Annotated in this window: 10 protein-coding genes; 6 read left to right on the top strand and 4 right to left on the bottom strand. The window is 59.9% G+C overall.

What is annotated here, in order from left to right; all coding sequences use genetic code 11:
* Window positions 1-156: 156 nt before the first annotated feature.
* Both KIH81_RS05190 and KIH81_RS05185 read left to right on the top strand, forming a co-directional pair.
* Window positions 157-1,158 (top strand): hypothetical protein, encoded by a 1,002-nt coding sequence (locus KIH81_RS05190; protein WP_214304387.1) that lies wholly within the window; start codon window positions 157-159, stop codon window positions 1,156-1,158.
* Window positions 1,155-1,571: a hypothetical protein gene (locus KIH81_RS05185; RefSeq protein ID WP_214304386.1), complete on the top strand. Its 417-nt coding sequence runs from the start codon at window positions 1,155-1,157 to the stop codon at window positions 1,569-1,571. The genes KIH81_RS05190 and KIH81_RS05185 overlap by 4 nt, the downstream gene beginning before the upstream one ends.
* A gap of 384 nt (window positions 1,572-1,955) precedes the next feature.
* Here KIH81_RS05185 and KIH81_RS05180 read toward each other — a convergent pair whose 3' ends face one another.
* The 3 genes from KIH81_RS05180 to KIH81_RS05170 all read right to left on the bottom strand — a co-directional run bounded on the left by KIH81_RS05180 (window position 1,956) and on the right by KIH81_RS05170 (window position 4,974).
* Complete coding sequence (locus tag KIH81_RS05180) at window positions 1,956-2,099, bottom strand: hypothetical protein (protein ID WP_236029299.1); 144 nt, start codon at window positions 2,097-2,099, stop codon at window positions 1,956-1,958.
* A 1,027-nt stretch (window positions 2,100-3,126) separates the two neighbouring features.
* Window positions 3,127-3,360 (bottom strand): hypothetical protein, encoded by a 234-nt coding sequence (locus KIH81_RS05175; protein ID WP_214304385.1) that lies wholly within the window; start codon window positions 3,358-3,360, stop codon window positions 3,127-3,129.
* 378 nt (window positions 3,361-3,738) lie between these two features.
* Window positions 3,739-4,974 carry an Abi family protein gene (locus KIH81_RS05170; RefSeq protein WP_214304384.1) on the bottom strand — a complete coding sequence of 412 codons (1,236 nt, stop codon included), beginning with the start codon at window positions 4,972-4,974 and terminating at the stop codon, window positions 3,739-3,741.
* A gap of 364 nt (window positions 4,975-5,338) precedes the next feature.
* Between KIH81_RS05170 and KIH81_RS05165 the strand changes: the two genes are divergently transcribed.
* Together KIH81_RS05165 and KIH81_RS05160 are read left to right on the top strand one after the other, a co-directional pair.
* The gene (locus KIH81_RS05165) at window positions 5,339-6,034 is read left to right on the top strand and encodes a hypothetical protein (RefSeq protein WP_214304383.1); all 696 of its coding nucleotides are present in this window, start codon (window positions 5,339-5,341) and stop codon (window positions 6,032-6,034) included.
* 122 nt (window positions 6,035-6,156) lie between these two features.
* Window positions 6,157-7,206, top strand: a complete 1,050-nt coding sequence (locus KIH81_RS05160; protein ID WP_214304382.1) for a helix-turn-helix transcriptional regulator — start codon at window positions 6,157-6,159, stop codon at window positions 7,204-7,206.
* 126 nt (window positions 7,207-7,332) lie between these two features.
* Here KIH81_RS05160 and KIH81_RS05155 read toward each other — a convergent pair whose 3' ends face one another.
* Window positions 7,333-7,938 (bottom strand): hypothetical protein, encoded by a 606-nt coding sequence (locus KIH81_RS05155; protein WP_214304381.1) that lies wholly within the window; start codon window positions 7,936-7,938, stop codon window positions 7,333-7,335.
* Window positions 7,939-8,334: 396 nt separating this feature from the next.
* Between KIH81_RS05155 and KIH81_RS05150 the strand changes: the two genes are divergently transcribed.
* Together KIH81_RS05150 and KIH81_RS05145 are read left to right on the top strand one after the other, a co-directional pair.
* On the top strand, window positions 8,335-9,570 hold the full coding sequence (locus tag KIH81_RS05150; protein WP_214304380.1) for an IS30 family transposase: 1,236 nt from the start codon (window positions 8,335-8,337) through the stop codon (window positions 9,568-9,570).
* Window positions 9,571-9,681: 111 nt separating this feature from the next.
* A complete protein-coding gene (locus tag KIH81_RS05145; protein ID WP_214304379.1) occupies window positions 9,682-12,579 on the top strand; it encodes a Spy0128 family protein in 2,898 nt (965 codons plus the stop codon).
* Window positions 12,580-12,775 lie beyond the last annotated feature (196 nt).

Here is a 12,775-nt window from a genome sequence, read left to right as displayed (position 1 = left end):
GCGCAAAGGCAGTATTAATTAATTATTTATTTAAATATATAAATAATACAGAAGGGGAGAAGATGAAGGAATACCCGAGAAACGAACGCTTTGCAAAGCCCGCCGGCTGCACCAAATCAGCGTTCGATGTGCCTATGTGGCTCGGAAGGAGGTGACGTGATGCGGTGGAACCATCGAAGGAACGAAGACAGGAGCCTCCGGACGGATGGGGCGATCAATCTTGGGCCGGTGTCCGGCGACCCCGGCGTGAGGGGTGCGGAGGAGCCTTCCTCGCGGATCGAGCCACAAGCCCATATGAATCTGGGTCCGCCGGCCAATCGCGATGACACCGCAACGATGGAAGACACCGCACGGGATGCTCGGAAGACACGTTCCCGTCATCGTCATGGTTGTATTCGGCTTGCAGTGCCGGCTGTGCTGAAGGACAGAGGCAAGGCCATGGCCTGCATGGCCGTGTTGGGTGCGTTCGCGGCAGGCGGTGGGGCCTATCTCGTGGTTCGGTCGCTTCTTTCTGATGAGCGTCACGACGCACGGATAGCGGAATCCGTTGCATCGGCTGATGATCAGAATCGGTTGCGGTGGGACCATGCCGTGTCATGCGCGGAGGACCTGCTTGCGCGAATCGCCTCGAGTCCGGTCGCCGGGAAGGTCGAGGTCGGGCCACTGGAACAGGCCAAAACGTCCGCGACGGTGCCGTGCGATGTTGAACAACTGGAAACGCTGACGGTGCAGGTCGAAGAGGACTTTCATGCGGCGTTGGATGCCGAGGCGGAGAAGATTGCGGAATCGATACGGCAGACGGCCGAGCGAGGTGATTTGCTGACTGATGCTCCGGACTCCAGAGAGCATGACGAACTCAACCAGCTCGTGACGCAATGGCGGCAGGTCACAATAGCCCGTGCGAATCTCGAGTCGGCCGCCGAAGCCGCAAGCCATCTCAAAGAGCTTGCCGATGTCGTAGAGCGGCAACGTGATGAGGCGCGGGAACAGCAAGATCGGGCGGAACAATCTGAATCAGCCGACCCGGCGCCTCAGTCATCAGGGCTTTCGCAACCGCAATATGCGCCGGTTGTTCCACAACGGCCGTCGGGACCGACATGGCGGGTTCCGGGGGAGTCGACCACGCAACGTCTGCCGGGAAAGGATGGAAGCCTATGAACCGCGACGAGATGATATACGAGGGAGTTCCGGCGTATGCGGTGCAGCCGGATGATACTTCGAACGCCGCCGCGCTTGCGTCGGTGATTCCGTGTGGGGAGCCGGTGCCCCATAGAAGAGATTCCTGGACCGTGATGATCATCGGATTGGGATTGCTTGCGCATGCGATGCTGTGGGCATTGGTCACCTGGATGCTGGTCATGGTGCTGGAAGGCATCACTTACGATCCAAGCGGATACGCGGTGTTGGCCGGCATGATGATCACGTCTGCGTTGGCAATCCGTTCGGCTGAGGCCGGGGCTTTGGCGCTCGTTCTGGCGGCGATCATACGCATCGTCGAATGGTTCAAGGAACGGAAAATACGGCGCGAGGAGGAGCGGTACGGGCAGTCACTCGACGCTCACTGCAACTAGGTGTTGTCTGAGTCCGTTCTGTTATTGATGGGTCCGCCGAAGCGGAGATCCTGATCTAATGGTTGTGGAACGAGTTATTCCCCGAGATTGGTTGATCGACGGACCGATGCGGCGTCGTAAGAGAGCTGTGTGGTGAGGGATGTGCGGGAATCGAGAGGTTCATCTGTACCCCGCGCGGAGTCGGACGGACTTGTTTGACCGTTGGGATATCGGACGATATCCCAACGGGTGCTGGAAGGGATGATGATTTCGAAGGAACCGGTGTCGGACGGCGCGATGGTACTTGGAGGCGCTCTTGAAGCCTTCTGCCGGCCGTGTGGATCCTGAACGCAAGGCATTGCCCCCGTGGGATGCTTCCTGCCGGCATCGATGATGACTGATGGCTTACGCCTCCAGGCTATGGGGGTCTAGGAGGAAGTCGTAGACGCTCATGGTCAGGATGCCATGGTCGTCGCGAGTCGGTTTGACGATGTCCCGGACGAGGATGATCTTCTTGAAGCTGTCGTCGATGCCGAGCAGGGAGGCCATGTGACAGTCATCTACTCCCTGGACTCGCAACCGGTCCTCGAACAGCTCAAACGACGGGAAGATCTTGCCACAGCGTGCCTCGGGGCCGTCCTTACCATGCCATTGCCGATGCGGTCGGTGAGCTCGTTCAGATACTTGTCCCTAGTGATTAGCATGGGTACTTCTGTTGGATGAGGCCGTGGCATTCTCTATTGAAGAAGAGCATCATATTTACCATTCATATTCAATAGAGAAAGATTCTATTGAAGTTTTTGTCATATATGTCGATGATTTTCAATAGAAATCCATCTGTAGAAAGCAAAGTGCGTACGGCGGTGCATGATGGAGCGGTGATTGACCGTTTCGCGAGTGAGAGTCTCCGCGGTTTTTGACGAGTCGGAACTAGAGATTGTCTGCGTCTATCCCGATGTTAATGGGGTTGCTGAAAGTCTGTGGCCTTGGACTAATGGCTGTGGAACGAGTTATTTTCGTGAGATTGGTGGGACGACGGGCCAATAGCCGGGCTACGCATTTGTTCGTATTGAATTGGGGTTGTTATGTCTGCTGAGACATAGCACGTACGTGATGCACGCGTCCGGTTTCGACTTGGCCATCGTCACCTCGGGCGCATGAGAATCTGTCGTGTTCGGCGGCATGCCTGAATCCATCGGTCATATACAGCCAGTACCCGTGCAGGTCGTCTATATAACCGGATGCGATACCCGGGCATCATGTAGAACAGCGGAACAGATTCGGAAGCGATTCGAGATTCGTTCCTGATGGCCGGACCATGTCAGGGAACTATTCCCAAGGAATTCCCAGCATCTGCTCATGTCCTATTGAAGTAGCCGCGGTTATATAGATGCAGGCCGCAAGGCCGGATAACTGAATCTTCTTCTCTCTTCTCTTTGTGGGGCCCGGAACCTTGTTCCGGGCCCTTTCCGTTTTGGTGGTTCGGGGTTTGGACAGTTCAGACTCAATGGATCTGAGATCAATTCCTGATTGTTGCACTCTGCTAGGCCCGTTTGCATAGATAGCGATCGTGGTGCTACTTGTCGTCTCCCAGAATCTCACGCTCGAACGCATCGAAATCGGCATCCGACCGCAGCACGGTATCGGTTGGCAGAACGAACGGCGATTTGTCGCGTTGGGAGACCGGGACAACCGGTCCGGGATGTACGGAACCGGGAACGCCTCCGAACTCGCCATTGTCGGCGTCCTCCGCCCACCGGTCCAGCATGTCGTCGGTGACTACGCGGCCGTTCTTGGCAATAAACGTCATGGCGCCTCCTCTGTCTGGCATATTCCCTATTTGCACCACTGTGATGCATCGCGCTGCATGCTTCAACAGTAACGACATTATCCCCGAGATGAGCGGGCGCGCGCTGATCACCGGTGTGAGGGCGACTCTTTTTCTGGTATGTTTCGCGATTGGTGCTGGGGAACGCACGCGTATGGTGCTAGCGTAGGTTCCGATCCTGGGTTATAGGAACTAAACGTGGTGTTTTAGGCTCTGGTTTCTAATCGGTTTGGTTCCATGTGATGTGGGTGTGGAAGTCGTTCCAGTCGACGCCGGTCCCTTATTGTGGTCTGCTGTCATCGTTGTCGTTGGTGTCAGTCGCTTCCCCTGCATCAAGTTATCTCCGGACAATCCGCCCGTCTACTTGAGATAGACGAAATTCGCCCGTGTCGATTCGAATGCTTCACGAAGGGTTTTGTCGCGTTCCAGCATCCTGAAGCTATCGGCGGATCTGCTGGTCATGCTCAGGTTGTTGATGGCATACCATCGGGAGCCTGAGCATGACCCTGACTGAGCGAAAACGTCAGGACATCGATATCCCGGTGCCTTTCCATCGGGGCTGGTGTTTTCCTTGATCAGTCCTTGAGCGGCTATAACGCCGACCGCGATATGGTCGTTATCGGCATACAGCACGATTTCGCGGAGTCTGCCGAAATACTGGTTGCGTACTCGTACGGAATTGCAGAACAGCACCCTTCCGTTATGGTCGTCCGAGTATCGGACCAGCTCTTTCAGCACTTCGAGCGCGTTGAGATGCCCGTCGCGGGCGTCCAGTCCCGTCAGTTTGAACGCGGCGGCGCGGATGGGCTCGTTACGGCGCGGATCCCGGTAGGAGACCTGGCGGACGATGTCCGGGTTCACCCAGCCGTGCGTATACCGCGGGTCGATGGAGGCAAGCAGCGACATCACCGCGTCGATGACGTTTTCCGGATCCACGTACAGCAGGTTCTCGTGATGGGCCTCGCGGTTCCTGATTTCGCGCAATTGCATCAGCTTCCGGGCGATCTGGATGCGGCCGTCTTCGCCGGAAGAAACCTGCGGGAAAGCCTCATGCAACACGCTCGTCCACAGTCTCTGTGTTCGCTCGGTCCTACGCGAGGTATACGGTTCTCCGACCAGTCGGCACCAAGTGCCGAACATCAATTGGGACAGCACGTCCTGATGGCCGTATCCCCGATCCGTTCTGGGACTTTTGCGTCTAATGATGCGCTCCAGCGAGGCTTCCTGCGCATGTTGGTGGGCCTTGAAGACATCAGTGCGAATCAGAGGACTGATTGCCGAGGGGAGACGCATCCGTTCGGACGGCTTCTTTTCCCCGTTGTAACGATAGGAATCCACTCCGGTCCAATGCGTCGTGCCGAGTTCGGACGCGCTGAGCTGGGACAGGGCGCGATCGATGCTGTTGCGCAACGCGATCTCCGCGTAGCTAAGGATGACGTGCAATGCTCCCGCGTATTCCTGATTCCAGGAGTGCAGCGCCAGCGCTTTCTCCAAGTCCGGCAACTCACGACGATAGCGATCCAACCTCGCCTGACCCAGAAATCGCTCGGCTATTTCCTGGCGGTCCTTCTCGCTCCCGGTCGATTCCATGTCCATGTAGACCAATGATATACTGTCAGTGTTCGATAGGCTCGACCTATCGGTTGCTTTCACCGGCCCGCTTCCTTTCGCAGGATGCGGGCCGAGTGCTTTCCCCGGGGTCAGGGCCGGAGCCGTGAACCGTCCTCCAGCTCCTTGAGCTCCAGGCGGGCCTGCCGCAGCTGGTTCCATAGGGTGTTGCGCTTGGATATCTTTGGGGGGGCTGAAGGTCAAAGTGGACCTATAGGCCGGCAAACGCCAATCCTTGGATAATGGGCCAGGTGAGTTCTCATGCCGCATATCAAAACGGTAGATATCTACCTGATGGCTGGCGGGCTGTTTACGTTGGAATCACGGATGATTGCCAGGCGAAGGAGCGCATATGGACGACTTGGGTGCGATGAGCAGGGCCGGCCTGATTGAGGTCATGACGGAGCTGAACCGACAGTACGCGCGGCTGCAGCGGGTGGAGGATCTACAGCGGCAGGCCATGACCGAATTGGATAAGACCGGCACATATGGCGCATACTGCCTGATTCTCGGGGTGCTTGGCGGCGTTGCCTGCATGCTCGGTATTCTCGTCGTTCTGGCGGCGAGCGGTGATTCGGATGCCGCCATATTCGGATGGGTGCTGCTTACCGTCGCCGCCCTGCTGTTGGTTTCCTCGTTGACGCAGTACCGAAAGCGCATGCTCCGCTTGGCCGGACCGGACATCGAACTACGGAACCATCTGGCTCGTCTTCAGACCGAGCATGACCGGATAGAGGCGGCGATGAGGCCGTTGGCGTGGCGTTTCCCCGTTTCATGCCGTGGAGCGGAGGCGAACGCTTATATGCTGCAGATGCTGATATGCGGAAGAGCGCGGTGCTTTGCTGACGCGGCATCTCAATGGGAGGCTTACGCTCATCGACGCAGCATGGAGGAATCCGAACGCCTGAGGGTTCAGGAGGCACGCAGACAGACCGTGATGATGTGCCTGATCGCGGCAGTCGAAATCAGCCGAGCGATCGGCCAGCAACGCCTGATTCGTGAGCAGAGTGAGCTGTCAGCGCTGACCGGCGGTCAGGGCGACCGCTAAGTAGGCGAAGGGTCGTCACCTGTGGTGGGTTCGGCTGATGCGCCGGGTTAAAATGGCCGGTAGATTTCTACCGGCCTTAGCTTGGTGGTTGGTTGCCATGATGCGGGATGGAGGGTATGCGTATGGCTGTGGTGGCTCGTCCTGCTCCTCCCACGTCGCAGATCGTGGTCGGCATCCTCGAACTGCTGGATGGCCACACGGATCGCGAGCACGGGGTGAGTGCCGCTTGGATCGCCGAACAGCTCGGTGTGACCGAGAAGACCGTGCGTGGGCATCTGCATACGTTGGAGGGGATCCAGCCGTTCGGGCGCCGGGTCGGGCGAATCATGCGCCGTGACCTGGAGCATGCGGAGAGCGCCGATCCGAGGCCGGGCTGGTATATCGAGCCCGTGTTCGATACCGCGCAGATGCGGTTGCTTGCGGATGGGGCGGTCATCTCCCGTTCGGATGGCGATTATCTGCGTGATCTGATCGCCAAGGTGTATTCGTTCGCCGGTCGTTCCGGGCAGGTCGACGACATGGGTGAGCCGCGTACGCCGCGCAACTACAACCGTGAGTTCCTCAACAACATCGAGCTGTTGAACGACGCCATCGACCATGAGCGGGCCATCGGCTTCCATTACTGCACGTACGATGTGGACGGTTCGCTCGTGCCGCGCCGCGACGCGGAGGGCCATGTGAGGGAGTACCGGGCGGACCCGTACCGGCTGATGTACCGCAACGGCAAGTACTACCTGATCTGCCACATGCAGTCGTACGAGAGCCTGTCCTACCTGCACGTGGAGCGTATCCGCGACCTGAGGGTCGACGGGGCCGACCATTCATTCGAGCGTACGCTCGAGAGCCTCAATCCTCATCCGGATGTCCCGTTCGATTTGGACCGTCATATGGGGGAGCGGCCCTATCCGATGAGCGAGGCGGCCGTGCCCGTTCATTTGAGGATCCGCAAGACGCTGGAGCCCGTCTATGACTGGTTCGACGACGCCAAGGTCACGCGGCTTGACGGGGACGTGTACGACGTGTGGGTCACGGCCAACGAGTACGCCGTCCTGTGCTGGGCCCTGCAGTACGCTGCGACCCGGCTCATCGAGGTGCTGTCCCCGCAATCCCTGCGCGATTCCCTGCGTGATACGGGCGAGTACCTCGCGGGGCTTTACGCCGGAAGTGTGTAAGGGGTTGGCGGCGGTATCGGAGATTCCGCCATATCCTGCCGTCGTGGCCACTGGCTGGTCGAATTGTCAGGTTCCCGTGGATTCCGATGGGTGAAGGCGGTCGCGAATTCTACATTCACGACCGCCTTATTCGGCCGTCGTGCGGCGAGACATGCGGGAGATCCGAACCACGTCGAGCGCGATGGCCAGCCCGCGCTTGAGGTCCCGCATCCATCCGGCGGTCAGGGGCAGCGTGCGGCTGGACGATTGTATGGTCAGAAAACCGGTCGCGCACGTGGTCGCGCTCTCCAGTGTGGCGAGATGGTCGTTGATGGGCTCCGTCATCTGCTCCCAGCTGGCCATCCTGACACGGCTTCCGTCGGGCAGGACGCAGGTCCCGGCGTGGAAGTCGATGCCCGTGATGCCCTGCCTGCCGATACGGGCGAGACCGTCCAGCAGGGCAAGCAGATCGTCCATCCGCCATTCGGCGTCATCGCCGGAGGCCGGGACGAAGGACTCGCACCAGTCGTGTTCGTTCTGTTCCGGCTCGTCCGGTTCGAAGGCGGAGATCATGGTGCGTCCGTTGATCCGGTCGATATCCGTGTCCGCTCCGATGACGGCGTCGATGAAGGACTGCAGGCGTTCGGTCGCGTGACGACGGTCATCCCGGGTCATGCCCTCCAGATGGTCATGGTCGAGCACGTCGTACGAGTCGACCGTGATATCTGTGGTCCATTCGAGATAGATGCACATGGCCGGTCCCTTCCTGCTGTGGTTGCTGATGTCTGCAACATAGGCAGGCATTCGAAAGGTCGGTGCATATCTACCGGAAAACGAGATTGGTTCGTGGGTGTGGCGACCGTGGCGGGTCGGGGGCATGACGGTGAGTCGGGGGCTGTGGATGTCGTCTGCTTCCCGTACTGACGAAATGTCGAATAGTGTCTGCGTGGTCGTTGATGATTACGGTGACGGCGAGTACCATCGCAGCTGAAGAGGTTCACTGTGGCCCTCTTTGTAGCGGTTCCCAAGACGGATTCTTGGGAGAGAAGGAATGGGAAATGTTAACGCTGCCATCCAGGGGGGGGCGAGTTGCGGCGCGGCGGGTTCTAGTGATCGTTGCAACGCTTGGCCGGGTGGCGGGAGTCATGTATGGGCAGGTGGGTTTTCGAGGGCGTGGAGTACGCGAGTCGGGGTCTTATGTGCGAGGCGAGGCGGGAACGCTACGTCGAATACCTCGACTCGGGTTTGAACTTCACGCAGGCCGCGAAGGCGGTCGGCGTCTCCAAACGCACGGGCAAGGTGTGGAGGAACGGCAGGACCCGCGCCACGGGCAGGAACGAGAAAGCCTCGGTCGACTGGTATCGTTCCGCCATGGGCAGGCCGAAGAAGATTCATCCCAGGTATCTGAGCCAGGACGAGCGCATGAGCATCGCCGACCGGAGGCTCGCCGGCGACTCGATCCGCGGGATCGCCCGCCTGCTCGGACGCGAGCCGTCCACCATCAGCCGTGAGATCGCCCGGAACACGAACCCGGTCACCGGCGCGTACGAGCCGTACCGGGCGCAGCGGATGAGCGCGGACCGGCTCGGACGGCCGAAGACCGCGAAGGTGCACGCGGTGCCGGGGCTGCTCGACTACATCCGCGACGGGTTGAGGGCGCATTGGAGCCCCGAGCAGATCGGCGGCATGCTCAGACGGGACTTCCCCGATAATGGGGACATGCACGTTTGCACGGAGACGATCTACCAGGCCATCTACGTCCAGGCCAAAGGAGAGCTCAGGAGGGAGGTCTCCAGGGCGCTTCGCTCCGGCCGGACCGCCCGACGCGCGAGGAACGACGGCGACGGACGCCGTCCGAGGTTCCGCGAGCCGATGGTCATGATCTCGGAACGGCCGCCCGAGGTGGAGGACCGCGCCGTGCCCGGCCATTGGGAGGGCGACCTGATCATGGGCGCGAACAACCGCAGCGCGATCGGCACGCTCGTGGAGCGCTCCACCCGGTTCCTGATCCTCCTGCACCTTCCGGACGGTCACGACGCGGAACACGTCCAGCAGGCCGTCATCGACCAGATGGGCCGTCTCCCGAAGCACCTGCGCAACTCGCTGACGTGGGACCAGGGCTCCGAGCTCGCGCTCCACAAGCGCATCTCGACCGCCCTGGACATGGACGTGTACTTCTGCGACCCGCACTCCCCGTGGCAGCGCGGCACGAACGAGAACACCAACGGGCTGCTCAGGCAGTACTTCCCGAAGGGCACCGACCTGGGCGGGTATTCACAGGCGTACCTGGACGCGGTCGCGGAGGAGATGAACGACCGGCCGCGCAAGACGCTCGGGTTCCGGAAACCCTCCGAGGCCATCCTCGACCTGATTAACGCCGCATGATACGATCACACCACCAAATCAAACAGCAACACAGGTGTTGCAACCACCACTAGAATCCGCCCGCTGATTGCCGCGGTCGCCACCATGATATCCATGTGCACGTCCACGGCAATGGCCGAGGACGCACAGCCTGACGTCGCTCAGGCGACTACGGTCAAGGTCAGTGACGAGCAAGGACTCGTCGACGCCATCAACGCCGCCGCAGGCGACGGCGTCACCATCGAGGTCGACGGGGACATCGCCATAAGCAAACGCATCCCGGTCAAGTCCAAGATCAGCCTGACCGGAACGGGCAAGCTCACCTTCGGCGAGAAAGCCGGACTCCGTGTCACCGACACGGGCGACCTGACCCTCGACGGTCCGACTCTCGACGGCGGGGGCGAAACCGTCGCCCACAAATACCCGATTGTCTACTCGGAAGGGTCGCTCACCATCCAATCCGGCGAGGTGAGCGACTACCATGCCTCGACCGCCAGTAGGGACAGTGATGTCGGCAGCGCTGTCACGGTGTACGGTGGCACGTTCACCATGAACGGTGGCAGCATCACGAACAACAGTATGAACAGCCCTACCGGCATCGGTGGCGGTGGGCTCCAGCTCCTCGGTGGTGTATCCAAAATTACTGCGATCATGAATGGCGGCACCATTAGCGGAAACACCGTTGACGACAGTGGCAGGCCCGCGGGTGAAGGCGGCATGATGCTCGGCGGCGGCATCGCCATATTGGGAGCCCGTGGCCCCGTCGATTTCACTATGAACGGCGGCGTTGTTTCCGGCAATACGCTTAAAGTTCAGCAAGCTACGGCCAACGGTGGCGGCATTGGCATATGGGGCCTGGGCAATCCCGCTTACTTCACCATGAACAACGGAACCGTCGACGGTAACAAAGTCCACGGCGCTCTCGCACACGGTGGCGGTATCGGCGCCGGCACGCATAACCCGGTCACCATTAACGCCGGTAAGATCACGAACAACGAATCCGACGGCATGGGCGGCGGCATCTATACCGATGACGGGCGCAGCAGCGTCGGCTCCGGCAATCCCAACGCCCATAACGAGTTCCATAATCTCCTGGTCACCGGCAACACCGCATCCAACCTCGGTGGTGGCATCTGGCTGTGCCCCACGGGAGCCGGCAACACATATGTGACCGAGGGTGGTGCCGTTTACGGCAACAGCGCGCCCGGCGACGCAGACACGCACATCGAGGCTTCCTCTGCGGCCGGTGATGATTTCGTCGCGCACCCGCGTCCCGACGCCAATAAGGTGACACTGTCCGACCGTATGCTCGGCGGTGGAGTCAACCACTGGTACACAGACGGAGGCACCATCAAGAACACGGACGCGGGAGGCCCTGACCCGGTAGCAGACGGCACCGTCGCACGCTACGACTCCACGTCTGATGCGAATGATGAGCAGACAGTCACCGGCAACACCGATCCGCTTGCGTTGAAGAACGTCACCACGTCCGACGCGCAGGAGCTTTCCAAGGCACTGGCCAAGATCGTCGTCAGTGGCAACAAGGCCATGCTGGGCGGCGGCATCGCGTCCAATTCCACCATCACCATCGGCAAACCCGACGCACAGGAGATCTCCATCACCGTCAACAAGAAGTGGGATTCCAGTGTCGCCGAGGCTGACAGGAAGGCCATTAAGGTCCAGCTCAAGGTCACGGGCACTTTGAACGGTCAGACGATTGACAAGGTGATTGACGAGGCGACCCTCGACGAGACGGGCAATTGGACGCACACGTTCACCGGGCTGCCCGCGGAGGATACGCTGAACGGCCTGAAGTATCAGGTCGTCGAGGTCGGCGACGAATACGAGTCCAACGTTGGCGAATTCCAAAAGGACGAAACCGACGCAAACCATTGGACCATGACCGTCACCAACAAGGCCAAGAAGCCCACGGACACGACGCTGACCATCCCGGGAACCAAGACGCTGAACGGCGGTACCTTGACTGCGGGTCAATTCCGGTTCCAAATCAAGGCCAAGAACCCGTCGACCGCGCCATTGCCCACGGACACGATTGTCACCAACAAGGCTGACGACTCGTTCTCGTTCGGACCCATCACCTACAAGGAATCCGACCTGAACGGCAGGGATTCGGCCGACTTCGAGTACGAGATCACTGAGGTCAAGGGTACGGATTCGACCGTCATCTACGACGACACCGTGTACGACGTCAAAGTCACGCTGAGCAAACAGCAGGATGGCTCGCTCAAGGCCGAGTATTCGATTACCGTCGATGGACAGGAAAAGCAGTCGGTCGCGTTCACGAACACGATCACACCTCCAGGCCCGCCCGTCACCCCGCCGGACAAGCCTGACACCCCTTCCACGGATATCACCATCCCCGGCACCAAGTCTCTTCGGGGACGTGACCTGCAGGCAGGCGAATTCTCGTTCACAATCAAGGCCAAGAACCCTACGACCGCTCCGCTTCCCGTGGATAAGACCGTGAGCAACAAGGCCGATGGTTCGTTCTCGTTCGGACCCATCGCATACCGGGAGACCGATCTGAACGGCAAGGATTCGGCCGACTTCGAGTACGAGATCACCGAGGTAAAGGGCACGGATTCGACCGTCACCTATGACGATGCCGTGTACACCGTCAAGGTCGCCGTGTCCAAGGTTTCGAACAGACTCAACGTTACCTATACGGTATTCGACAAGAACGGGGACACAGTCGATTCCATCGCATTCGACAACACGGTAAAACCCGACAAACCTGACAAGCCGGATCAGCCCACCACGCCGGACACTCCGAACCAACCCGAACAGCCAAACCAGCCCGGCAAGCCCGACACCCCCGGTACGCCGGGTCAGCCCACGACGCCGACCCAGCCTGACAAGCCGCAGAAGCCGACGCTGTCCGTCACCGGCTCCAGCGTGACCGCTGCCGCGGTGGTGACGGTGCTCGCACTGGCGTGCGGCCTGGCTATGTTCGTCGTGCGTCGCCATACCGCGGTGAACAAAACGGCAAGGAGCCACCACTCACGGTAACAGGCGGTTCCCGTAACCGTAACGGCCGGATGATGCGACCGAACTGATAGTTGATTCAGTCCGGCCCCATCACCCGGCCGTTCCTGTCTGTTCAAGTAATCGTTCGTCTCGGACCTGCGCGCCGTGCTTTTCATCCCCATGCGGCGAGTTGCCTGCGGGGATGGCGTTTCCCGGCCTGATGGAATCGAACAAATGT

The organism is Bifidobacterium miconisargentati (genome assembly GCF_019331675.1).
In the GTDB taxonomy this organism is placed as follows: domain Bacteria; phylum Actinomycetota; class Actinomycetes; order Actinomycetales; family Bifidobacteriaceae; genus Bifidobacterium; species Bifidobacterium miconisargentati.
The sequence above is the reverse complement of the archived record's forward strand: the minus strand, read 5'-3'. Positions and strand labels throughout refer to the sequence as shown.